27 protein-coding genes are annotated in these 21138 nt (G+C 61.2%); 10 read left to right on the forward strand and 17 right to left on the reverse strand.

Going from position 1 to position 21138, the window contains the following annotated elements; all coding sequences use genetic code 11:
- Positions 1–431: 431 nt before the first annotated feature.
- From IG169_RS20330 to IG169_RS20400, 15 genes are all read right to left on the reverse strand, one after another.
- Positions 432–1355, reverse strand: a complete 924-nt coding sequence (locus tag IG169_RS20330) for a flagellin N-terminal helical domain-containing protein (RefSeq protein WP_193178094.1) — start codon at positions 1353–1355, stop codon at positions 432–434.
- 233 nt (positions 1356–1588) lie between these two features.
- On the reverse strand, positions 1589–2329 hold the full coding sequence (gene fliP / locus IG169_RS20335) for a flagellar type III secretion system pore protein FliP (RefSeq protein WP_193178095.1): 741 nt from the start codon (positions 2327–2329) through the stop codon (positions 1589–1591).
- Complete coding sequence (locus IG169_RS20340) at positions 2326–2877, reverse strand: flagellar basal body-associated FliL family protein (RefSeq protein WP_193178096.1); 552 nt, start codon at positions 2875–2877, stop codon at positions 2326–2328. The genes fliP and IG169_RS20340 overlap by 4 nt, the downstream gene beginning before the upstream one ends.
- A 20-nt stretch (positions 2878–2897) precedes the next feature.
- Positions 2898–3605 (reverse strand): flagellar basal body L-ring protein FlgH, encoded by a 708-nt coding sequence (flgH, locus tag IG169_RS20345; RefSeq protein WP_193178097.1) that lies wholly within the window; start codon positions 3603–3605, stop codon positions 2898–2900.
- Positions 3602–4147, reverse strand: a complete 546-nt coding sequence (locus IG169_RS20350) for a MotE family protein (RefSeq protein ID WP_193178098.1) — start codon at positions 4145–4147, stop codon at positions 3602–3604. The genes flgH and IG169_RS20350 overlap by 4 nt, the downstream gene beginning before the upstream one ends.
- Positions 4144–5244, reverse strand: a complete 1101-nt coding sequence (locus IG169_RS20355; RefSeq protein WP_193178099.1) for a flagellar basal body P-ring protein FlgI — start codon at positions 5242–5244, stop codon at positions 4144–4146. Before IG169_RS20355 ends, IG169_RS20350 begins: the two co-directional genes overlap by 4 nt.
- Positions 5241–5711 carry a flagellar basal body P-ring formation chaperone FlgA gene (gene flgA, locus IG169_RS20360; RefSeq protein WP_193178100.1) on the reverse strand — a complete coding sequence of 157 codons (471 nt, stop codon included), beginning with the start codon at positions 5709–5711 and terminating at the stop codon, positions 5241–5243. Before flgA ends, IG169_RS20355 begins: the two co-directional genes overlap by 4 nt.
- A 4-nt stretch (positions 5712–5715) precedes the next feature.
- Positions 5716–6504 carry a flagellar basal-body rod protein FlgG gene (gene flgG / locus IG169_RS20365; protein WP_193178101.1) on the reverse strand — a complete coding sequence of 263 codons (789 nt, stop codon included), beginning with the start codon at positions 6502–6504 and terminating at the stop codon, positions 5716–5718.
- A 10-nt stretch (positions 6505–6514) separates the two neighbouring features.
- Entirely contained in the window at positions 6515–6841 is a 327-nt protein-coding gene (gene fliE, locus IG169_RS20370) for a flagellar hook-basal body complex protein FliE (RefSeq protein ID WP_193178102.1), read from the reverse strand.
- Entirely contained in the window at positions 6841–7257 is a 417-nt protein-coding gene (gene flgC / locus IG169_RS20375; RefSeq protein ID WP_193178103.1) for a flagellar basal body rod protein FlgC, read from the reverse strand. Before flgC ends, fliE begins: the two co-directional genes overlap by 1 nt.
- Positions 7257–7637, reverse strand: coding sequence for a flagellar basal body protein (locus tag IG169_RS20380; protein WP_193178104.1), 381 nt, complete (start codon positions 7635–7637; stop codon positions 7257–7259). The genes flgC and IG169_RS20380 overlap by 1 nt, the downstream gene beginning before the upstream one ends.
- A 75-nt stretch (positions 7638–7712) precedes the next feature.
- Complete coding sequence (locus tag IG169_RS20385) at positions 7713–8255, reverse strand: hypothetical protein (protein ID WP_193178105.1); 543 nt, start codon at positions 8253–8255, stop codon at positions 7713–7715.
- A complete protein-coding gene (locus tag IG169_RS20390) occupies positions 8239–9573 on the reverse strand; it encodes a FliI/YscN family ATPase (RefSeq protein ID WP_193178106.1) in 1335 nt (444 codons plus the stop codon). The genes IG169_RS20385 and IG169_RS20390 overlap by 17 nt, the downstream gene beginning before the upstream one ends.
- A gap of 5 nt (positions 9574–9578) precedes the next feature.
- On the reverse strand, positions 9579–10301 hold the full coding sequence (gene flgF, locus IG169_RS20395; RefSeq protein WP_193178107.1) for a flagellar basal-body rod protein FlgF: 723 nt from the start codon (positions 10299–10301) through the stop codon (positions 9579–9581).
- A gap of 8 nt (positions 10302–10309) precedes the next feature.
- On the reverse strand, positions 10310–11083 hold the full coding sequence (locus IG169_RS20400; RefSeq protein WP_193178108.1) for a DUF1217 domain-containing protein: 774 nt from the start codon (positions 11081–11083) through the stop codon (positions 10310–10312).
- Positions 11084–11235: 152 nt separating this feature from the next.
- On the opposite strand from IG169_RS20400, the gene motA reads away from it, so the two are divergent.
- Genes motA through IG169_RS20430 form a run of 6 tightly spaced genes read left to right on the forward strand, consistent with a single transcriptional unit; the run spans position 11236 to position 16096 of the window.
- Positions 11236–12102: a flagellar motor stator protein MotA gene (gene motA / locus IG169_RS20405; protein WP_193178109.1), complete on the forward strand. Its 867-nt coding sequence runs from the start codon at positions 11236–11238 to the stop codon at positions 12100–12102.
- Between the two features lie 2 nt (positions 12103–12104).
- The gene (locus tag IG169_RS20410) at positions 12105–13061 is read left to right on the forward strand and encodes a FliM/FliN family flagellar motor switch protein (protein ID WP_193178110.1); all 957 of its coding nucleotides are present in this window, start codon (positions 12105–12107) and stop codon (positions 13059–13061) included.
- On the forward strand, positions 13054–13491 hold the full coding sequence (locus tag IG169_RS20415; protein WP_246717474.1) for a FliM/FliN family flagellar motor switch protein: 438 nt from the start codon (positions 13054–13056) through the stop codon (positions 13489–13491). The genes IG169_RS20410 and IG169_RS20415 overlap by 8 nt, the downstream gene beginning before the upstream one ends.
- 37 nt (positions 13492–13528) lie before the next feature.
- Positions 13529–14527, forward strand: coding sequence for a FliG C-terminal domain-containing protein (locus IG169_RS20420; RefSeq protein ID WP_193178111.1), 999 nt, complete (start codon positions 13529–13531; stop codon positions 14525–14527).
- A gap of 23 nt (positions 14528–14550) precedes the next feature.
- Entirely contained in the window at positions 14551–15621 is a 1071-nt protein-coding gene (gene flhB / locus IG169_RS20425; protein ID WP_193178112.1) for a flagellar biosynthesis protein FlhB, read from the forward strand.
- Between the two features lie 7 nt (positions 15622–15628).
- A complete protein-coding gene (locus IG169_RS20430) occupies positions 15629–16096 on the forward strand; it encodes a hypothetical protein (RefSeq protein ID WP_193178113.1) in 468 nt (155 codons plus the stop codon).
- Here the strand turns inward: IG169_RS20430 and IG169_RS20435 are convergent.
- Entirely contained in the window at positions 16093–16563 is a 471-nt protein-coding gene (locus IG169_RS20435; RefSeq protein ID WP_193178114.1) for a hypothetical protein, read from the reverse strand. The two genes, IG169_RS20430 and IG169_RS20435, sit on opposite strands and share 4 nt — an antisense overlap.
- Before the next feature lie 289 nt (positions 16564–16852).
- Between IG169_RS20435 and IG169_RS20440 the strand changes: the two genes are divergently transcribed.
- Complete coding sequence (locus tag IG169_RS20440; protein WP_193178115.1) at positions 16853–17107, forward strand: hypothetical protein; 255 nt, start codon at positions 16853–16855, stop codon at positions 17105–17107.
- Between the two features lie 57 nt (positions 17108–17164).
- Positions 17165–17833 carry a ferredoxin reductase domain-containing protein gene (locus IG169_RS20445; protein ID WP_193178116.1) on the forward strand — a complete coding sequence of 223 codons (669 nt, stop codon included), beginning with the start codon at positions 17165–17167 and terminating at the stop codon, positions 17831–17833.
- A gap of 20 nt (positions 17834–17853) precedes the next feature.
- On the opposite strand, the gene IG169_RS20450 is transcribed toward IG169_RS20445, so the two are convergent.
- A complete protein-coding gene (locus IG169_RS20450; protein WP_193178117.1) occupies positions 17854–18360 on the reverse strand; it encodes an RrF2 family transcriptional regulator in 507 nt (168 codons plus the stop codon).
- Between the two features lie 456 nt (positions 18361–18816).
- Here IG169_RS20450 and IG169_RS20455 point away from each other — a divergent pair, with 456 nt between their 5' ends.
- Together IG169_RS20455 and IG169_RS20460 are read left to right on the forward strand one after the other, a co-directional pair.
- The gene (locus IG169_RS20455) at positions 18817–19941 is read left to right on the forward strand and encodes an extracellular solute-binding protein (protein WP_193178118.1); all 1125 of its coding nucleotides are present in this window, start codon (positions 18817–18819) and stop codon (positions 19939–19941) included.
- 78 nt (positions 19942–20019) lie between these two features.
- On the forward strand, positions 20020–21135 hold the full coding sequence (locus tag IG169_RS20460; protein ID WP_193178119.1) for an ABC transporter ATP-binding protein: 1116 nt from the start codon (positions 20020–20022) through the stop codon (positions 21133–21135).
- Positions 21136–21138: the final 3 nt, after the last annotated feature.

The following is a 21138-nucleotide window of genomic DNA, read 5'->3' on the forward strand; positions in this document are numbered from 1 at the left end:
TGCCCTATCATGCGATATCCACTGTGCTTGGCCTGCAGCTCGGCCAGTATGTCGTTCCATTCGCGTATTCAATTCGAATGCAACTCGAAGTGCCAAACCCCCGTCGGATGTGCGGGCAACCGCCAGCCCATGCATGTACGACCCCTTGCTCCCGGCTGTCGGGAACAATCGTGCAGCGACGAACTTTACGGATTGCCAGGCCACACAAACGGCCACTCGGCGGAACACGGACTCATAACCAAACGGTAGGCTACGCACCGAAGCTTGCGCGAAACGTTTCGCAGCAAGAAAACTCAAATCACACTTGCCAGAGCCTCTTGGGCGTCAATGGCGAATAACACATATAGAAATTAACGAAAATGCTTAACAAAATGCAAAGAACGGGCCGCCCAAGGACGGCCCGTTCAAAAATATTGTCATTTCTGCCGTTATTAACGGAAGAGCGACAAGACAGTCTGCGCGTTCGAGTTCGCGATCGACAGTGCCTGGATACCGAGCTGCTGCTGAACCTGCAGGGCCTGCAACTTGGTCGATTCCTGACTCATGTCGGCATCGACGAGCTGGCCGACACCCCGGTCGATGGCGTCCATCAGGTTGCCGACGAAGTCGCTCTGCATGTCGATGCGCTTCTTGGACGCACCGAGCGACGACGCCGCGTCGGTCATTTCGGTGAGCGCCGCATCCGTCACCTCGATCATGTCATCGAGCTGCGCGTCCGTGGTCGCGGCACTGATCGTAATATCGCTGGCGCCGCCGGCAATCGAGACCGTCGTGGTGTTGGTGCCGGTGCGGTCCTTCGACAGGATGCCATTGGCCGGCGTGTCCACGTCCGTCAGCATGGTCGCGGTTGTATCGATGTCGACGGTCGAGATCGAGACCGTACCGGATGAGTCACGCGTAAAGGAGGCGACGACAGACTGGGTACCCGGTGCGGTCGCGCCGGTTGCAGTATTGAGGTAGTTTTCGCCGTTGAACGACGCGGATGCAGCAATGCCCACGAGCTGGTTTTGCAGCTCGGTGATTTCGGACTGGATCTTGTCCTTGTCGACACCCGGTTCCTTTGCGGCGACGAGCTTGGTCTTGATCTCGTCGACAACCTTGATGGCAGAATCCATGCCGGTGTAGGCGACGTCGAGCGTGGCGGCGCCCATACCGAGGGCATCCTGGACCGTCGACAGCGCCGAGTTGTCCGAGCGCATCGTGGTCGCGATGGACCAGTAAGCTGCGTTGTCGCTGGCGTCTGCAACGGCGTAGCCGGTGGAGATGCGAGCCTGGGTGGTTTCGAGGGATTTGTTGGTCATGGCGAGCGACTTGAGCGCCGTCATCGCCGAAGAGTTGGTCATAATACTGGACATAGTGTCCCTTTCCCAAAACTAACAAAGGAGGGACATTCCGGGTCAACCGGTACAGAAGCCGGGCATCATGCCCCTATCACAACGATAGCCACTGTGACTGGCCGCAACATGCCGGCGAAACATTAAAAAAGCATTGAATGAGTATTTTTAACCATACGCGGCGCGCTTGGCTAACAATCATGGTAAATGAAGAGTAAATATCTATGGTAAACGGATTGTAAACGCCCGTTGTGTCAGACGACTGAACGCACCATGCTTCCGACCAGGACGTTCCAGCCGTCGATCATGACGAAGAACAATATCTTGAACGGAAGGGAGACGACCGAAGGCGGCAACATCATCATGCCCATGGCCATGACGATGGTGGCGACGACGAGATCGATGACGAGAAACGGCAAAACGACAAGGAAGCCGATCTCGAAGCCGCGCCGGATTTCGGAGATCATGAAGGCCGGGACGACAATGCGGATGTCCAGCGTCTGGTCGGCGCCGACATCCTGGCCGCGCTCCTTGGCAAGATCGGAGAAAAGCCGCAGATCCTGGTCGCGCACATTGTTCAGCATGAACTCGCGAAACGGCGCTGCGATGCGACCGAGTGCCTGCTCCTCGGTTATCTGCTCCTGCATCAGCGGTTGCACACCGTCGTTCCAGGCGCGATCGAAGACCGGCGACATGACGTAAAACGTCATGAAAAGCGCTAGGCTGACAAGGACGAGATTGGCCGGCGTCGTCTGCAGTCCCATGCCCGACCGCAAAATGGAAAAGACGATCACGAACCGGGTGAAGCTCGTCACCATGATCAACAGGCCCGGCGCAATCGCCAGAACGGTCAGCAATCCGAAAAGCTGAACAATATAGCCGCTGGTCTGACCGCTGAACCCCTGCGGCAGGGTAAATCCTGGCTGATCCTGGGCCAGGGCCGGGACGGCAAAAAGCGTCAGGACAAACGCGAGGAGGAAGACAGCTCTTTTCATTCGAGTATGAACGACCTCACGAGAACGCGCTTCACCCGCCCCTCCGAACGAATGGCGGCGCGTTCCTGCAGATCCTCGATGAAGTGCTGATAGCCGCTGCCGCCACGCAGATTGTAAAGTTTCATCGTGTGGACATAGGCGAGAATGTCCTGACCGATCGCCTCGGCCAATTCCTGATCGGCGCTCTCCTCGAAGACGAGTGACAATTCCATGCGTATCCATGTGTCGGGTGGATCGAACAGGTTTGTCGTGATCGGTGGAATGTCGACGACGACGATCTTGTGCTCCGGTTTCTCGGGCGGTTCCGCCGCCGCTCCGTGAGCGGGCGTTGCGCCATGGGTCGCCGCCGCGCCATGTCCCGCGGCGGGCGCGTTTTCGACCTTGTGCTCCGTGGAGGATCCACCCGCCATCGTAGCGGGCTTCAGCATCGTCGCGCTGACACCGAACCCGGCTCCGCCGGCGACCAGGGTGATCACCGCGCAGGTGGCCAGGAACATGACCAGGGACGGCCCCTTCTTGCCTGCCTCGAGATTTTCAATGGTCGCCATCGCCGCCAGCCGCCCCGCCGTCAGAATGGAAGATAGAGATCGAGCGCCTGCTGACCGTAAGGCGGCTGCTGGACCTCGGTGATCCGGCCCTTGCCGCCATAGGAAATGCGCGCTTCGGCGATCCGGTCATAGTCGATCGTGTTTTCGGGCCCTATGTCGGACGGGCGAACGATTCCGGAGATCGTCAGAACCCGCATTTCGGCGTTGACGCGCACTTCCTGCGATCCCTGTACCACGAGATTGCCGTTCGACAATTCCGCCACAACTACGGCGGCGACCGAAAGATCGATCGTTTCAGAACGGGTCGTGCCGCCCGTACCCGAAAAATCGGTCGTGGAATCGACATTGGCATCGGCCGACAGGGCTCCGCTTGCGCTTCCGCTGGAAAAGCTGCCTCCGAGACCGATCTTCTTGGTCGACTTCCGGTTGCGCGCGCTCTTGTTATCCAGCTTGGCACGGTCGTTGATCGCGATCTTGATGGTGACGATATCGCCCTTGTGGACGGCGCGGTTGGCCGTGAACAGCGAGGCGGCATGATCGTCCCACGTCGAGTAGCGACGCGCCATCGGCCGCGCCGGATAAACGTCCGGCTTGGTCATCAGCTGTTCGGCGGCCAGATCGCCGCCAACCGGCGACAGGGCGGGCACCTGGCCGATTTCGCGCGGGTGAACGGCGCAACCGGCAAGGCCGGCACCGGCCGCGATCAAGAGCAAAGGCAGCGCCTTCATTTCCGAATTTCCTGTTTATCCGCCGCGGCCGCCATGATCATCGTGACCATCGCGGCACGATCCGCCGACATCTCGTTGAGGATCGTGCCCGCCGTGCGCGCGTTGAGTTTCGAGAGCAGCGCCGCCGACAGTTCACCGGGCAGTTTCTCCATGCGCTTTGCCGCAGCATCAGGACGCATCTTGGAATAGACATCGACCAGGCCCGCACTGGCGGCGGCCGAGAAGGTTTCGCGCCTCTTGGCCCACATTTCGAGTTCCGCGCGCTTGCCCTCGAGCACCTTGATGCGCGCCTCGATCTCATCGCGAAGCGACTGCAGTTCGGCCTTCTGGATCGCGTAACGCCTCTCGCGGGCGGGATCGGCGATATTCGTGCAGAAGCGTTCGATGTCGTCGGCGTTGGCTTGCGGCGGCTGCGAATCGAGCAACGACGCGGTGTGATTCTGGGCAACAGCCGGGCCGGCGGCCGCCAGCAGTCCGGCAATGACCACGGCGAAAGAAAGGGCCGTTTTTGCCGGCAATTTTTCGGCGTGGTTCACGATCATTGCACCACCAGCTCGGCCTGCATTGCCCCGGAACTCTTGATCGCCTCGAGAATTGCGATGATGTCGGTCGGGCCGACGCCAAGGCGGTTCAGGCCCTCAATCAGGCTTTGCAGATTGGTACCATTGACCGTCGCAAGCTGGGTGCCGGTTTCCGCGACATCGATCGTGGTATTGGGCTCGACCGCCGTCTGCCCCCTCGAGAAAGGCAATGGCTGCACGATCGTCGGGGTTTCGCTCACGCGCACGGTCAACGTACCGTGGCTGATGGCAACCTGGGAAATCCGTACATCTTCACCGATCACCACCGTGCCCGTGCTCTCGTCGAGGACGACGCGCGCCGGCGTGTCGGTTTCGACCATCAGGTTCTCGATGCTTGCCACGAAACGCGCCGCAGACACCTTCTGCGGCTTGCGGATCGCGATGGTTCGCGAATCGACCTCCTTGGCCGGCTTCATTCCGAAGTGCTTGGCGCCGTAGGCATTGATCGCGTCGGTGACCGCGATCACCGTGGTGAAATCCGGATTGCGCAATTGCAGCGTCAACGCCTGCTCGGCGTCGAACTCGGCCAGGACTTCACGCTCCACGATCGCGCCGCCGGAAATGCGTCCGGAAGTCGGTATGCCGCGCGAGACGGTTTCGGCGGCGCCCTGTGCCTGGAAACCGGAAATCGAGACCGGCCCCTGCGCAACCGCATAGATTTCTCCATCGGCGCCGCGCAGCGGCGTCATGATCAACTGGCCGCCACCGAGCGATGTCGCGTCACCGAGGGAGGATACCGACACGTCGATGCGCGAACCCTGGCGCACGAAGGCGGGCAGATTCGCGGTGACGATGACGGCGGCAATGTTCTTCAGCCGGGCCCTGCCTCCCGCCGTGGCGATGCCGAGATTGTCGAGCATCGACCGCATCGACTGCTCGGTGAACGGCGCATTGCGCAAGCCGTCGCCCGTGCCCTGCAGGCCGACGACGAGGCCGTAGCCGACAAGCTGGTTGTCGCGGGCGCTCTGGAGGACGGCAATGTCCTTGACGCGCGACTTCGCCAGAACCGGCGAGGCGATGCAGACAGCCGCCGCCAGAAGAAGAAGGAACCTTCTCATCGTGCCTCCACGGAGACAGTGCCGTCCGGCATCACGACACCCGAGATTGTCCGTCCGCTGAGCGTGTTGCGAACCCGGATCGGCTTGCCGTAACCGGCCGACTGAAGCGCGACCGCATCCATGACGATGGAAAGGCCGCCGCTGCGGTAATAGACGGTCGCGGTTTCTCCCGCCTCGATGGCATAGGCTTCGCGCAGCGCACTCGGCACGATGAGGCGATTGGGCAGGATCGTTTTTGCGGCCACCTTGCCGACAATCGACCCGGCGTCGCGAATGACCTGCACGCCATTGGCGAGCGGCCTGCGAAGCGGCGTCTCGACAACGGCGTCGGCCGGCACTTCCTGGCCGGGATAGATGACCCGGTTGACGGTGATCACGACATCCGCATTTTCCGTCGCGAGCGCGGCGGAAATCCAAAGGCAGATGGCCGGAACCAGGATCCCGGCAATGTGAAGCCACCGTTTCATCGGTTTATCTCAACCCGTTGGAGATGACGCCTGCCATCTGGTCGGCGGCCTGAATGACCTTCGAGTTCATTTCGTAGCCACGCTGGGCGGAGATCAACTCGGTGATCTCCTTGACGGGATCGACGTTCGAATCCTCGAGATAACCCTGCTGGATTGTCGCGAAACCGGGATCGCCCGGCACGCCGGCGACAGGCGCGCCCGACGCCGCTGTTTCGGCGAAGAGGTTGCCGCCGAGCGGCTTGAGGCCGGCGTCATTGGCAAAAGTCGCAAGCGAAATCTGGCCGAGATCCTGAAGATCTGTCTGATCTTCCAGCCGTGCGAACACCTGGCCGCTTTTGTTGACGATCACTTCGACGGTGCCCTCGGGAACGGTTATTTCAGGGGAAACCAGAAAACCGTCGGTGGTCACGAGCTGACCGAGCGCGTTGGTGTTGAACGCCCCTGCCCGCGTATACACCGTTTCGCCGCCGGAGCCCTCGATCTGGAACCAGCCGCGGCCGGTCAGCGCGAGGTCGAAACTGTTGCCGGTGCTCGTCAGGGCACCCTGGGTGTGCACGTTACGGATCGCCGCCGTGCGCACGCCGAGGCCGATATTCGCCCCTTCCGGGATCATCGACTGGTTGCCGCTGTTCGGCGTGCCGGCGAGACGCTCGCTCTGGTAGAGCAGATCGGAAAACTCGGCGCGGGCGCGCTTGAAACCTGTTGTGTTCACATTGGCGATGTTGTTGGCGATGACCTCTAGATTGGTCTGCTGCGCATTCATGCCGGTCGCGGCAATGGACAGGGCCTTCATGGACTACTCCTTAGATTTGCATCCGGCTGATTTCGAGAAAGGCGGTGACGATCTTGTCGCGGATGGCGATCGCCGCCTGCAGGTTCTGTTCGGCGCTCATCACCGCGTCGGTGACTTCGCGAATGTCGGCGTCGCCGGTCAGCGCCTGCATGGAGAGTTTCTCCGCATTGCGAAGATCGCCCACGGTCGTTTCGGCGGCGTTCTGCAACGCATCGGCGAAACTCGGCCCGGTCTGCGCTGCCGGAGCGGCGGCGCCACCTGCGGCGCCACTCGCCGCGCCGGAATTGCCGACCCGATCGAAGCCGCGAATGCTTGCCAGCGCGAGATTGAGATCCATCAACGCGCCCTCATCAGGTCAATCGTCATCGAGATGAGATCCCGCGCCTGTTTCAGAACCTGGAGATTGGCCTGATAGGAGCGGTTGGCATCGCGCATATCCGCCATCTCGACCAGGACGTTGACGTTCGGAAACTTCACATAACCCTTGTCATCGGCGGCCGGATTCGACGGATCGTACTCGATCCGGAAAGCGGCTTCGTCCCTGCCGATCGATTCGACGCTGACCTTTGTCGCCTGGGTTGCGCGATCCAGCTCGGCACCGAATGTCACGAGCTTGCGCTGATAGGGATCGCCGCCAGGGATGTTGGACGTCGAATCGGCGTTGGCGATGTTTTCCGACACGATCCGCAGACGTGTCGATTCGGCGTTGAGCCCGGATGCGGCGACCCTGATGGCGGAATCGAGTAAATCCATTACGAACCCTTCGCGGTCATCAGGATCATCCGGTGAAAGGCCCCGACGATCGCAGTGTTGGTTTCGAAGGCGTGGCGGATTTCAGCGGACTTCACGAGTTCGTCTTCCAGCGACACCGGTTTGCCGGCGGTGGTAAGCCCTGCGGGCTTTTCATCGACGACCTTGAAGGACGCGCCCTCCGGCTGAGCGCCGACATGGTTCGGGCTGGTGGCGCCAAGGCGAACCGTTGCGCTGTCGAGCGCAGCCTTGAACGGCTCGACGTCCACGGCCCGGTATCCCGGAGAATCCGCGTTGGCGATGTTGTTTGCGACGGTGGTCTGACGCAGCGAAAGCCATTTCGCCTGGGTCGAGGCCAGTTTGAAAAGATTGACGGCGTCCATGTCGTGTCCCTTCTCTGACGGGACATTACCGGCGGTTTCTTGCGTGTGCCTTGTCGCGGCACGATCAGAGCAAGGTCAGTTCGGGCGCAGGACCTTTTCTTCCGACGTCACGATGTGCCAACCGCGGTCGTCACGCTCGAAGGCAACGGCAAGCGTGCCGTCGGGCAGGCGCGACCGCGGCCGAATCAGATAGACGCCTTCCGAATCGCCGACGAGCGCCCGCGACGCGTCGACGGCAAGAACCTCGAAACGGGCGCCGTTGCTGGGAAACGCCTGTTTCAAATCTCCGCCGGAGACCGCATTCGGGCTGATCTCACCGGTGGTGACCGGATCGACCGCCGGCGGCCGGCGGTCATTCATCACGAACTTGCCGGTTCCGAGGTCAAAAATGGCATTGCCGGATTTAAGAGCCATAATCTCGGCCTCCGGTATGACGCCACCGCGCGAAAACGCCATGCGCGGCGGACCGTAGGAATCAGGATTGAGATAGACATGCCAGGGGAACAGGGCCGCCGCCGTGCCGATGCACAGTCCGACGGCGCTCAAGACGTAGTCGATCGGCTGCATGTCCTTGAACCAGCGCCTTTTCCGGCGAGGCTGCTTATTTTTTCGTGTCATTCTTCAAATGGTCCGCGAGTTCGGCAAAGGGATCGCTGTCCGGCGAACTGGGCTGCGACTGGGTGAGGGCTTCGTAGATACGCGGGACGGCAAGCACGGCCTGGTCGAGTTCGGGATCGACCCCCTGCTGCCATCCGCTCATCATGCGCAGGTCACGCGTTTCCTCGAACAATGCGATCATCGCACGCAATTGCGAAACAAGTTGCCGCTGCTGCTCGTTCCAGGCCTTGTCGGCAAGGCGCGACACCGAAGAAAGCGGATCGACCGCCGGAAAACGCCCGCGATTGGCGATCGATCTCTGCAGCACGAGATGGCCATCGAGAATGCCGCGCAGCGTATCGGAAACCGGATCGTTGTGGTCGTCGCCGTCGACAAGGACAGTGACGATGGCGGTGATCGACCCGCAGGTCGGGCCGCCGGGGCCGGCGCGTTCGAGCAGGCGGGGCAAGTCGGTGAATACGGACGCCGGATAGCCGCGCGAAACCGGCGGCTCGCCAACGGAAATGGCGACTTCACGCAGCGCGTGGGCGTAACGCGTCACCGAATCGAGCAGAAGCAGGACACGTTTGCCGCGGTCCCGGAACCATTCGGCGACCTCCATGGCGCAGTCCGGCGCGCGGCGGCGCATGATCGCGCTCTCGTCGCTTGTCGCCACGACGGCGACCGCCTTTTTCATCCCTTCCGCCCCAAGCGTGTCCTCGAGGAATTCGCGCACTTCGCGGCTTCGTTCGCCGACCAGCGAGACGACGACCACGTCGAAAGCGCTGGCGCGCGCCAGCATGGCCAGAAGCGTCGACTTGCCAACGCCCGATCCGGCGAACACACCGAACCGCTGGCCGACGCATAACGGCGTGAAGATGTCGACGACGCGAACCCCGGTGCGAAAATGTTCGCCGATGCGCGCCCGCATGAGCGGCGAACGGCGCCCCGCAGTCTCGGGCCTGTCGGCGGAGGGGATCAGCGGCCCCTTGCCGTCGACGGGTTCGCCGATGGCGTTGACCACGCGTCCGAGCCACGCCTCGTCCGGACGGGCATGGACCGACCCCTTGCGCAGCACGACATCGTTGATGGAGAGCGACTGCGCGTTTTCGCAAGGCGCCACGAGGATGCGGTCCGGCTCGATTTGGACCACCTCTCCGCGCGCCGCGTGCGGGCCCTGGCCGATCGACACGAAGTCGCCGAGCGACGAATAGCCCGCCATGCCCTCGGCGGCGATGACATTGGGATTGATTGCCGATACCGTTCCGCCACGTTCCAGCGGCCGCGCGTCAATGGCGGCGGAATCAATGGCATGCCTCAATCTGACCAGCGCGTTCATGATCCTCAGCCGCCGTTGAACGCCTTAATGAGCTGGCCCAATGATTCTTCGGTGCTCTGCGACAGGGAGGCCGCCTCCTCGAAGGAGCGCTGAACCATGATGAGATCGGTAATTTCCTGCAATGCGTTGACGTTGGACTGCTCGATATGGCCCTGCACGATTCCGACAGTGCCGTCGTCAACAATCGGATCCGGATCACCACCCACAACGATGCCCGAGTTGCCGAAGCGCTGAAAATCCGGCGGTGGCTTGAAAGCAAACAGGCCGATCGCGGCGACCTGCTTTCCGCCTTGGCGGATGAAACCATCGGAGCCCAGTTCCGGCACACCGCCGGCGGGATTAAGCGTGATCGGCGATCCGCCAGGATCGAGCACCGGATGCCCCAAAAGGGTAACGAGATCGCCATTGTTGGTCATGGTGAAACGGCCGTCGCGCGTGACAACCGTTCCGGCATCCGTCTGGATGCCGAACCATGCGTCGCCGCGCACGGCGAAATCAAGCGGATTGCCGGTTTGTTCCAGGCCGCCGGAGGTCGCATCGAGATATTCTACGCCCTTCGATGCGAAGGAGACGTCTGTCCCGGACACCTGCCGGACAACCTCCTCGAAACGGATCTGGCCGGCGCGAAAACCGACCGTCTGGCTGTTGGCTATGTTCTCAGCGATCGTGGTCAGCCGCATCTCGCGGGCTACCTGGGCCGAAAGGCCAACATAAATCCCCGTTTCCATTGCCGCTCCTACCGCTTCATCTGTGCGATCTGGAGCATCAGGTCCTGGCTGATGCCGTTCGACGAGGTGTTGAAGAGCTGCGCAATTCCAGTCGCTTGCTGGGTCGCAGCTCCATTGTTGACTTCCCACATGGTCGTGAAACGCTCCAGCAGCTTGTCGAGCTTGTCCGGGTCGGCGAGCGTTTCCAGATCCAGGCGCTTGGAGAACATTTCCACCTGCTTGTCGAGATCAGCGCTGGCAATCGAGTCAGGCAGGCCGAGCGTCGTGCGGACCACCTGCGAGAGCGCCGGGTCGGCGAGGATTTGATAGAAACTGTCGATATTGTCGGCCTTGCGCTGGAAATAGAGCGCGAGACGCACACCCTGATTCTCGTCGCCGGCCTGTTCCTCCAGCGTCTGGCGCAGATACTTGTCGACAACACCCTGCTGCGTCTTGGTAAATGAGGTCGCCGCGGTGCCGAAAGACTTAAAGTCGAACGTCTCGGCAAAGTCGGCGTAGCGTTTGTCCGACAGCGAGTTGGCGAAACTGCCGTCCCCGGTGCCTTCCGTCAGAACCTTCTCCATGAAAGCCTTCGCGTACGTCATGTCGCCAAGACCATGCGCCTTCATCGCGAAGCTGAACAGGCGGTAGTCGGATGTGAGGTCCTTGATCGACTTAACGTTGCCGATGTTCTCGAGGTAATAGTCGACTTCGCGTGAAACGGTCGGCTGCTCGGAGACGCGCTGGATCGTCTTGTCGATATCGCTTGCGGCAAGCTTGTAAGAAACGAGCGTGCTGATCATCGGTTTCGCCCCGGATTTGCGCTGTTACCGGCTATAGCGCGTGCGCCTTGCGCGAGCCTGTCGCGCCGTTTCAGGCCAGGCAAAGCCGCCCTGCCAGCCCCGTGCAAGGTTTGGCCTCTAGTTTCCGCGCAGGCAAACAAGCGGGGTAAGCCGTGGGCGTTATCATTGGACTGGTCGTTACGCTGGGGTGCGTGATCGGGGGCTTCATGGCCATGGGCGGCCATGTGGAGGTTTTGGTCCAGCCATTCGAATTCGTGATCATCGGCGGTGCCGCGATCGGCATCTTTCTCGTCGCCAACCCGATGTCCACGGTGAAAGACAGCGGCAAGGCTACGCTCGAGGCGATCAAGAATGGCGTGCCGACCCGCGACGAGTATCTCGAACTGCTCGGCTTGCTGCACCAACTCCTGCGCGAACTGAAAACCAAGCCGCGCAACGAAGTGGAGAGCCATATCGACAATTCCGACGAATCGCCGATTTTCCAGGAATACCCGCTGATCCTGGCCAACAAGGATCTCACCAGCTTCATCTGCGACTACTGCCGCCTGATCATCGTCGGAAATGCGCGTCCGCACGAGGTGGAAGCGCTGATGGAGGAGGAGATCGGCACAATTCGCCACGACAAGCTGAAATCCTATCACGGCCTGCAGGGCATCGCCGACGGTCTGCCGGCGCTCGGAATCGTCGCCGCCGTGCTCGGCGTCGTCAAGGCGATGGGCGCCATCGACCAGAGCCCCGAAGTCCTCGGCGGCCTGATCGGCGCCGCGCTCGTGGGCACGTTTTTCGGCATCTTCCTGTCCTACGCGGTGGTCGGCCCGATCGCCACGAAGATCAAGATCGTGCGCGAAAAGAAGATCCGGCTGTATTTCGTCGCCAAGCAGACGCTGATCGCCTACATGAACGGCTCGTTACCGCAGGTGGCGCTGGAATTCGGCCGCAAGACAATCTCCAACTACGATCGGCCCTCGCTTGACGATGTCGAGAACGAAGCGATGGGAACGGGCGATAAAGCCGCCTGACGATGACCGAAGCCGCGGCCCAACCGGAACAAAGCAACGACGTCTTCGACCGACTGCTCGGCCGCAAGGGCGACGCCATGCGCCTCGACCCGGCAATCAATGCGGTCGTGAAGTTCCTGGGCGCGCGGCTGCAAACGATCCTGCAGAACGCGGGGCTGGAAGCCAGACTGGAAGTCGTGGGACAGCAACATTCCAGCGCTTCTGCGGAGATGGGAAAAAACAGTTCCGGGGCGATTTGCGTCGTTCTGGGGACGAAATCCGCGAATCCGTCCGCCTATCTGATCTGCGACTATTCGGCGGCGAGCATCATCGCCGAGATCATGCTTGGCGGCGATCCGGAATTCGCCTCGCTTTCGGCAAGCCGAGCGCCAACATCGATGGAGCGCGACCTGGTTTGCCAATTCGCCGATCTGACCGGGCAGGCAATTCAGACAACGCTTTCGACACCGGACTGCCCGAAAATGATCCGGCTGGCCCAGAAGGTTGAAGAGATTCGCGACGGCGAGGACGAAGAACCGGTCGTGGCTTTCGAGACAACACTTGTCTTCGGCGAGGCGAAACCGACCCTGACCCTGGCGATCGCCCATTCCCTGCTGTTGCGAATGGCGCGCCCGGTGCGCGAGACGGTCAAGAAGCCGGCCTCCGGCGGCGCCGGAACACAGAACCGCAACGCATTGACCGTGAAAGTGCCCGTTTCGGGATCGATCCAGCTTCCGCCGATAACGCTGGGCGAACTCGCGGCGCTGTGCACCGGCGATGTTCTGGCCCTTTCGACGGAGGCGGACGCCACGGTCAAACTCAAGGTCAAGGGCCGCCCGCTCTACGACTGCAGCCTCGGCCGCAAGGGTGCCAACTACGCCATGTGCCTGCAAAGGCCGCATGAGGCCATGACCGAGGCGCTCAACGGAATCGGCCTTTCCATACCCAATCCCGATCTAGAGGAGACCTATGATGAGTGAGCCGGAGCTTTCCCCGCTCGAAGACCTCGGGCTGCCGATGGACGGTGAAAACGAAGCCGATGCCCTGGACGAGGCGCTGGCCGAACTGCAGGGTGTCATAAATAAGGATCAGGAGATGGGCCCACTCGGCGACGGCTTCGATCCCGACGATTTGGCCGAAACCGCAGCGGCGCAAGCACCGCAGAACGGGCTGCAGGACCTCGTGATGTCCATCCCGGTCCAGCTCGATGTCGTAATCGGATCGGCCGAAATGCCGGTCTCCGAGCTGATGGGCATGGAAACCGGCTCGGTCGTGTCTTTGAACCGCAAGATCGGCGAAGCGGTCGATATCTGCGTCAACGGCACCAAGATCGCGACCGGCGAGATCCAATCTCTTGAGGATGACCCGTCACGGCTGGGCGTAAAGATCATCTCGCTGGAAAAAAGCTGATAGAAATTCGTGAAGCGAATCGCTTCGGAAGCGTGGAATGGCGAAACGGTACGTACTGACAAAACCCCAGAGAGCGGCGGCCGTGCTTGTCGCCATGGGGAAGGGGCGCGCCTCGCAACTCTTGAAATTCTTCAAGAGCGAAGAACTGCGCGTGATGATCGACGCCGCCCACACGCTCAAGAACATTCCCCAGCCCGACCTCGAGGAACTGGTCAAGGAATTCGAATCCGAATTCACGATCGGCGCGGGGCTCATGGATTCGGCCGAAAGCATGGAAAAGATCCTCAGTGAAGCGCTGACCGACGAGGAAATGTACGCGATCACCGGGATGAACGCCGATCCCGGTCCGGCCGAGCCGGCTCTTAGCGTCTGGGAAATGCTGCCCAAGGTCGATATCGACGAGTTGAACGCATTCTTTTCCAACGAATCGCCGCAGCTTTGCGCCGTGGTGCTGTCGAGACTGGATTCGCGCACGGCGGCGAAGCTGATCGAGAATTTGGAGCCCGGCCTGCGAAAGGCGACGGTTGCGCGGCTGATTTCCTCGAAGCCGGTGCCGGAGAACGTCATCCAGAGCGTGGAGAAACGGCTGGACGAGGCTTTCAAACTGACCGACACCTCGTCCGGGTCCGGCGAGGGCGTGACGCGGCTCGCGGAAATCCTCAACGAGATGAAAAAGGACGTCTCCGACGACCTGCTCGAACAACTGACTCCCGTCGTCGGCGAAAAGAAGGTGGAAGGCGTGAAGTCTCGCCTGTTCCGCTTCGAGGACCTGCCCAACATTTCCAAGGAGGCGCGTACCTTGCTGTGCGACGGCCTTTCCACGGAAGTGCTGACGCTCGCCCTGCGCGAAGCCGACGAGGATCTGAAGGAGACCGTGCTTTCCTCGATCAGCCAGCGGACGCGCCGGATGATCGAATCCGAGCTCAGCGCCGGCAAGGCGCGACAAACGGATATCGAACAGGCGCGCAAGTCGATCGCCGCGCTTGCCCTGCGCATGGCCGCCGAAGGGCGCATCGAACTGCAAACCGCAGCCTGATCCGGTCCCGTTGAGCAGGTTTCATGGCTGACGAAGAAGACAAGGAAAGCAAAACAGAAGAGGCGTCGGAGAAAAAAATCCGCGACGCCCTGGAAAAGGGCCAGACGCCCTTCTCCAAGGAAACGCCGATCCTGTTCTCGCTGCTGGCGATCCTGTTCGTCATGACATTCGTCATGCCGGGCCGGATCACCGACATGGCGCAGCAACTCGCGACCATGATGGACCAGTCATTCGAGTACGAGCTGGGCGGCAGCGGCGATATCTACTGGCTGCTGCAACGCGTCATACTGATCGCCGGTGCGATAACGTTGCCGCTTTTTATTGCCCTTATCATCGCCGGCATCGCCGGATCGGCCGCGCAGAATACGCCGCGTTTCGTCGGCGAGCGCATCAAGCCGCAAATGTCGCGGATCTCGCTGATCAAGGGCTGGGAACGGATTTTCAGCGTCAAGGGATTTGCCGAGTTCATCAAGGCCACCGCCAAGCTGATCTTCGCGACGGTGCTGGTCGTGATGATCCTGCACGATCTCGTGCCGCGGATGATGCAGGGGATGAACACGGAAATCGGCGGTTTCCTGCTCGTCGTCAAGGAAATGCTGCTGAAGCTGTTCGCCGCGATCATCTTCGCGATGGTGCTGATCTCGGCGGCCGACTGGTTCTGGACGCGCTTCCAGTGGAAGACCGACCTGAAGATGTCGCGCCAGGAGGTCAAGGAAGAGGTGAAGCAGTCGCAGGGCGACCCGATCGTCAAGGCGCGATTGCGCTCGATTGCCCACGACCGGGCGCGGCGGCGGATGATGAACGCCGTTCCCACCGCCTCGCTGGTGATCGCCAACCCGACTCACCTTGCGATCGCGCTGCGTTACGATCCCGGGAGCGATCCCGCCCCCATCGTCGTCGCCAAGGGCCAGGACCTGATCGCGCTGCGCATCCGCGAACTTGCCGAGGAGAAAGGCATTCCCGTCTTTCAGAACGTCGAACTCGCCCGGGCAATGTACGGGCAGGTTTCGCTTGATCAAATCATTCCATCCGAATTCTTCAAAGCCGTTGCGGAACTGATCTCGATCATCCGGCGACGCGCACAGAAAAGCTGACAACACGATGCTGGCACAGGATATCTGCTTCGAACTTGAACCGCATGTCGCATCCGCGATCGCGAACCTGGCGGCCGAATTGCGCCTTGTCGACATCAGCGACTACATCGCCTATCTGCGCATGGAGCAGTTCGGCTGCATTGCCGACATCGTTCACGACGCCTCGGAGCTTTATTTCACGCCCGGCTTCGTCCGGTTCGACATGGACGGGGAAGCCTCGGCCGATTGGGGCGCCCCGCCCGAAGTCACGCTGATGCTGGTCATCAACAGCGCCCGCGCCAAGGCGCATGTGGCGTTGAAGCTGTGTACCGATCACGCCGAGGTCAAACTCGGCTATGTCAGTTTCGCGGCGGCACTGGAAAGCCGGCACGACAGGGTCGACCTGCTGATCCAGGACATTTCCGCCAATATGGTCGGGTCGAGAAGGCCGGCCGTCCGGCTGCTGCGGCCGACCGCGACGCGTTCGAGCTTCTAGAGCGTGAACGCGTCGTCCTGAGACTCGGCGGGAAGAGGTTCTGCAGATACCAGCCCGCAACGGGACATGACGACGATGCCGGTGAATTCTCCGTCGGCCTTGCTGCCGCCTTCGGTGCAGCCGATGAAGCCGTGAATGAATTGCCCGTCCGGACCTTCAAGCTGTGCCGTGTAGTGAAACGGCTCCTCGAAGCAGGTAAGGCGTTCAAGCAGGCAGAGCAGATCGCGCCGGTCGTGCTCACGGTAGCAGTTCAGAAACTGCCGTATCCCAACGGATTCTCTGTCTGCAGGGAGACCGTGGAAGTCGCGGGCCCGGGAGCCGAGCAGGATCAGGCCCCGATGCAGATCAATGCCAATATGGTCAACGAAAGCATAGCGGTCAAAGCGCTGCAGATCGTTTTCGCTGTTCTCGACTTCCACAAATCCCCGCGAAAGCGGAATCGTGGCGCCGCCGAATATTGCGCGCATGTTCGATCATTCCTTTGGCGCGAGCGGCCGCATGATCGCGGGACGCGCTTTTTGCGCAGTGAGCCGGCAATCCCGCCGGCGAAGCTGTCTGACATGTCATGACGCCGCCTGGACGCCGTAACGTCAACAGTGATTCCCGATCCGGGATTCTTTCGCAATATCAATCATTTGTTAACCTAACTAAACGGGATTTAACTCAAATGCCGCCAACGTCACGTGTAGCGCGGAACATTCCGGATATCCGATCGTTTCCCTTGCATCGCCGAAACCACATGCGAAGGAACACGCCATGACCGCCGACGCACGCAAACAGAACCGGAAACCGGAGACCACCGACCTGACCCGATCCGACCTTGCCGCCGACGAGATGGGCAACAACCAGCTGCAGGGCGACGATCAGGAGAGCGTCCGCAACGAGCGCAAGGCCATTCCGGGCGCCCGCAAGAAGGCGGACGGCGTCATCGAAAGCTTCGAGAAACTGGACAAGAATGCGCGCGCAGAGAAGGATCTGGGGAAAGGCAACCGGTCATCGCACGCCGACTGACCGGCGCCCGATTTCCTATATGATAATCTGGCCACGAGCTCAATCAGGGACTTTTCCATGACGCACGCATTGGCGATCAGGGCCATTACGCCCGTTGCACAGAATGTCTTTTCCTACGACCTCGAAAAGCCGGATGGCTTCACGTTTACGCCCGGCCAGGCGACGGACGTGTCGATCGACCGGGACGGATGGCGCGACAAGAAACGGCCATTCACCTTCACCTCGCTTCCCGATCAGGACACGTTGCAATTCACGATCAAGTCGTATCACGACCACAACGGTGTCACGGACCAGCTCGCGAAACTTCTGGTCGGCGACCGACTGATCGTCGGCGATCCGTGGGGAACGATCGGCTACAAGGGGAAAGGCGTCTTCATCGCCGGCGGCGCCGGCATAACGCCGTTCATCCCGATCCTGCGCCAACTGAACGGCCGCACCGGCCACCTCGCCGACCACACGCTGATCTTCGCCAATCGCGGCGAACGCGACATCATCCTGCGCGAGGAGCTTGAGGCCATGCCCGGTCTCACCGTCCATCACATCCTGAGCCAAGAGGACAAGACCGGCCTTGCCCATGGCCGTGTCGACCGCGCCTTCCTGGAACGAACCGTCACGGATTTCGGTCAAAAATTCTATCTGTGCGGGCCGGATCCGATGGTCGAGGATCTCAAGCAGACGCTCGCCGGGCTCGGCGCCGAAGCCGATGCCCTGGTCTTCGAGAAATAGGCCGGCAGCAGCGCGTCAGGTCAGGCCAGCCCGGCACCGCCGCGGGCAATGCAGCCCCCGTCTCCCTTGCGGCCGCTTCCCATTGCTTTGCCAACCGGCATGTTGAGCAGGTCTTCGAGCTTGCCATTCCCCTCGACGAGATCGGACAGGCGAATGCCGTCGAGCGTCTCGTAGAAGGATTCGACAGCCATATGGAGCGCCGGCCGGAGCCAGCAACTGTCGATCAACGGGCAATTGTTTTCCTTTTCGTCGAAGCACTCGGCGAAGGGGAGATCGGATTCGAAGACCCGGAACACGGCTCCGACCCGGATCTCGTCCGCCGGCATGGCGAGATACATCCCGCCGTTGCGGCCGCGCATCGCGCGGACATAGCCGAGCCGGCCCAGGTGCCGGATGACCTGGCCCAAATGGTTCTTCGACGCGTTGCATTTTTCGGCAATCTCGGACTTGGTGACGCTCTTGCCCGGGTTCACCGCACAAGTCATCAATACTCGCATCGCAAGGTTCGTGCGTATCGTCAGACGCATACTATCACTTCAGTTCCGCACCCGGCGGACCTCCCATTTGGCCGGTAACGATACACGCAGCTTTGAGACCGGAATTTGATCGAGATCATACTTTCTGACTAGAAAATGCTTCGTGCCAAGGGACCACAGCATTTTAAGCATGGTTCCAATCGGCCGTTAAGCTCAACAATCCACCCTTGCAGCCCCGGTTTCGACCATGCTCCTTGAACGCAGGGGTTATCCGGTTGTCGCCTTCCCCGATATCGCAGACCTTCGCCTGACCGGGCTCCCACTTTGCATAACGGACCCTATCGGCAAGTGCGGACCGGGTGTTTTCGCGCCTCCTTTTGTGAATTCCGACACGCAACTGTCACCGTACTGTCAGGAAAGCGTTGCCGACGGGCAGTATGTGCCGGGTCGGGAGGGCTCGTGGCCCCGATCCCCTTTTTCCGTTTCCAAACACTGCAGGAGACTCTCATGATTTCGCGCCGCTCTCTGCTCAAGAGCTCCGCCGCAACCGGCGTCATTCTTTCCGCACCCGCCATCCTGAAAGCCACCGACGCGCTCGCGTCGTCGGGCCAGGTCAATGTCTTCGCATGGGGCGACTACATCCAGCAGAACCAGATCGACAAGTTCGAGGACGAAAGCGGCATCAAGATCAACCTGTCGACCTACGGCTCCAACGACGAAGCCGAACAGAAACTGAAAGCCGCTGGCGGCAAGGGTTTCGACGTAATCTTCCCGTCGGTCACCAACGGCCCCAACTACTATCCGGACGACCTGCTTGCCGAACTCGACGAATCCAAGCTCGTCAACGCGTCGAACCTGATCCCGTCGATGGTCAACGACTCCGTCAAGCTCGGCGGCACCTATCGCGGCAAGCGCATGCTGCTGCCGTTCAACTGGGGTACCGAGGCGATCACCTTCGATTCCTCGATCTTCCCGATGGCCGACGCCGACGTTTCCTTCGGTTCGCTGTGGATGCCGGAAGCCGCCGGAAAGTCGGCTTTCCGCCAGAAGTCGGTCATCATGGGCGTCGGCCTCTATCTCGACTCCATCGGCGAAGTGAAGTCGAACCGCATGCTCGAGGTCTACAAGACCGAGGACGACGCCCGCCGCGTCTGGGACGCCTGTGCCAAGTTCATTATCGGCAACAAGGACAAGATCGCGGCCTTCTGGAACAACGCCACCGAAGCCGAAAACGCCTTCAAGCAGGCCGGCGCCGGCATCGGCCAAACCTGGGACACCACCGGCCTTCTGCTCAACCGCGAAGACGCCAAGTGGAAATACCGCATGCCGAAAGAGGGCGGCATCACCTGGATGGACTCGGTCGGCATTCCGTCCGGCGCCGAGAACATCGAACAGGCCTATGCCTTCATCAACGCACTAATGACACCGGAATTCGGCGGCCTCCTGTCGAAGAACACCGGCTACAACTCGGCTGTCGCGGGCGCCGCCGACTTCGCCGGCGACGATTACAAGAACCAGTTCGCCGAAACCTACAACGCGGAAAATCTCGCCAACCTTTGGTGGTGGCAGGCCGACACGCCGTGGTTCGCGCCGCTGCGTCAGGAATATGTCGACAAGATCACCAACGCCTAAGGGCCTTTGCAACAACCTCCGGGGGCGGACGACCGCCCCCGGTTTTTCCATAACACCGATCTTGCGGGGGCGGGTGCGATGAGCGGCCAGGACGTTGAACTAACCGGTGTGTCGATGACCTATCCGAACGGCTTCACGGCCGTTCAGCCGACCGACCTGACGATCAAGGCCGGTGAATTCTTCTCCATCCTCGGTCCGTCGGGCTGCGGCAAGACGACCATCCTGCGCATGATCTCCGGCTTTCTCGATCCGACGACGGGATCGATCGCCATCGGCGGCGAGCCGATGATCGGCATCGGACCCAATCATCGCCCGACCGCGCTGATCTTCCAGAGCCTCGCGCTGTTCCCGTTGATGAGTGTATGGGAGAATGTCGCCTTCGGACTGGAGGCGCGCGGCGTTTCGAAGACCGCGCGGCGCAAGCGCGCCGAGGAACTGCTCGACCTGGTCGCGCTGTCCGACCAGGAGGACAAGAAACCGGGCGAACTTTCCGGCGGCCAACGCCAGCGCGTCGCGGTTGCCCGCGCCCTCGCGGTCGAACCGGCCGTGTTGCTGCTCGACGAACCGCTTTCCGCGCTTGACCTGAAACTGCGCCAGCACATGCGCGCGGAACTGAAGGACATCCAGCGCAAGACCGAAGTCACCTTCATATACATCACCCACGACCAGGGCGAGGCGCTGGCCATGTCGGACCGCGTCGCCGTGATGAACGAAGGCGCGATCGACCAGGTTGCGTCCGCCGAGGACCTTTACAACCATCCCAACACGCCATTCGCAGCGACCTTCGTCGGCGAGCAGAACGTGTTTTCCGGCAAGGTGAAGACGGTGGCGAACGGCCATGCACAGGTCGAGACGCCGCACGGCATGCTTCTCGGCATGAACAAGCACGGGCTCTCCACCGGTGAAAACGCCATCGTCATGGTGCGCCCGGAGCGTATCTATCTGGAAGATCGCAAGGATCGCCTGGGTCCGCTCCCAAACGAACTCAACCGGATCGAGGCCCGACTGCAACGCCGCGATCTGGAGGGCGCGCTGATCAACATGTATCTCGACGCCGCCGGCCACAGCGTGCACGTCAACCTGCACAACACCGGCGACGCGACGCTCGGGGCGCAAGACGACCATATGCTTCTGTTCACGCCGGACGATACGGTGGTCATGCGGCCAGGCCCGATGGCCCGCGACAAGGCGTGACGC

It is taken from the genome of Oricola nitratireducens, assembly GCF_014904745.1.
GTDB lineage: Bacteria > Pseudomonadota > Alphaproteobacteria > Rhizobiales > Rhizobiaceae > Oricola > Oricola nitratireducens.

Coding starts and splice junctions, on each gene's coding strand:
- IG169_RS20450 (WP_193178117.1), bottom strand. CDS start 18,360: ATGCGTCTGACGATACGCACGAACCTTGCGATGCGAGTATTGATGACT.
- IG169_RS20400 (WP_193178108.1), bottom strand. CDS start 11,083: ATGATCAGCACGCTCGTTTCTTACAAGCTTGCCGCAAGCGATATCGAC.
- flgF (WP_193178107.1), bottom strand. CDS start 10,301: ATGGAAACGGGGATTTATGTTGGCCTTTCGGCCCAGGTAGCCCGCGAG.
- IG169_RS20430 (WP_193178113.1), top strand. CDS start 15,629: ATGCTGGCACAGGATATCTGCTTCGAACTTGAACCGCATGTCGCATCC.
- IG169_RS20390 (WP_193178106.1), bottom strand. CDS start 9,573: ATGAACGCGCTGGTCAGATTGAGGCATGCCATTGATTCCGCCGCCATT.
- IG169_RS20460 (WP_193178119.1), top strand. CDS start 20,020: ATGAGCGGCCAGGACGTTGAACTAACCGGTGTGTCGATGACCTATCCG.
- fliP (WP_193178095.1), bottom strand. CDS start 2,329: ATGAAAAGAGCTGTCTTCCTCCTCGCGTTTGTCCTGACGCTTTTTGCC.
- flgH (WP_193178097.1), bottom strand. CDS start 3,605: ATGAAGGCGCTGCCTTTGCTCTTGATCGCGGCCGGTGCCGGCCTTGCC.
- IG169_RS20455 (WP_193178118.1), top strand. CDS start 18,817: ATGATTTCGCGCCGCTCTCTGCTCAAGAGCTCCGCCGCAACCGGCGTC.
- IG169_RS20415 (WP_246717474.1), top strand. CDS start 13,054: ATGAGTGAGCCGGAGCTTTCCCCGCTCGAAGACCTCGGGCTGCCGATG.
- IG169_RS20385 (WP_193178105.1), bottom strand. CDS start 8,255: ATGACACGAAAAAATAAGCAGCCTCGCCGGAAAAGGCGCTGGTTCAAG.
- fliE (WP_193178102.1), bottom strand. CDS start 6,841: ATGGATCTCAATCTCGCGCTGGCAAGCATTCGCGGCTTCGATCGGGTC.
- IG169_RS20380 (WP_193178104.1), bottom strand. CDS start 7,637: ATGGACGCCGTCAATCTTTTCAAACTGGCCTCGACCCAGGCGAAATGG.
- flgC (WP_193178103.1), bottom strand. CDS start 7,257: ATGGATTTACTCGATTCCGCCATCAGGGTCGCCGCATCCGGGCTCAAC.
- IG169_RS20330 (WP_193178094.1), bottom strand. CDS start 1,355: ATGTCCAGTATTATGACCAACTCTTCGGCGATGACGGCGCTCAAGTCG.
- IG169_RS20435 (WP_193178114.1), bottom strand. CDS start 16,563: ATGCGCGCAATATTCGGCGGCGCCACGATTCCGCTTTCGCGGGGATTT.
- flhB (WP_193178112.1), top strand. CDS start 14,551: ATGGCTGACGAAGAAGACAAGGAAAGCAAAACAGAAGAGGCGTCGGAG.
- IG169_RS20410 (WP_193178110.1), top strand. CDS start 12,105: ATGACCGAAGCCGCGGCCCAACCGGAACAAAGCAACGACGTCTTCGAC.
- IG169_RS20340 (WP_193178096.1), bottom strand. CDS start 2,877: ATGGCGACCATTGAAAATCTCGAGGCAGGCAAGAAGGGGCCGTCCCTG.
- flgG (WP_193178101.1), bottom strand. CDS start 6,504: ATGAAGGCCCTGTCCATTGCCGCGACCGGCATGAATGCGCAGCAGACC.
- IG169_RS20445 (WP_193178116.1), top strand. CDS start 17,165: ATGACGCACGCATTGGCGATCAGGGCCATTACGCCCGTTGCACAGAAT.
- IG169_RS20350 (WP_193178098.1), bottom strand. CDS start 4,147: ATGATCGTGAACCACGCCGAAAAATTGCCGGCAAAAACGGCCCTTTCT.
- IG169_RS20440 (WP_193178115.1), top strand. CDS start 16,853: ATGACCGCCGACGCACGCAAACAGAACCGGAAACCGGAGACCACCGAC.
- IG169_RS20355 (WP_193178099.1), bottom strand. CDS start 5,244: ATGAGAAGGTTCCTTCTTCTTCTGGCGGCGGCTGTCTGCATCGCCTCG.
- IG169_RS20420 (WP_193178111.1), top strand. CDS start 13,529: ATGGCGAAACGGTACGTACTGACAAAACCCCAGAGAGCGGCGGCCGTG.
- flgA (WP_193178100.1), bottom strand. CDS start 5,711: ATGAAACGGTGGCTTCACATTGCCGGGATCCTGGTTCCGGCCATCTGC.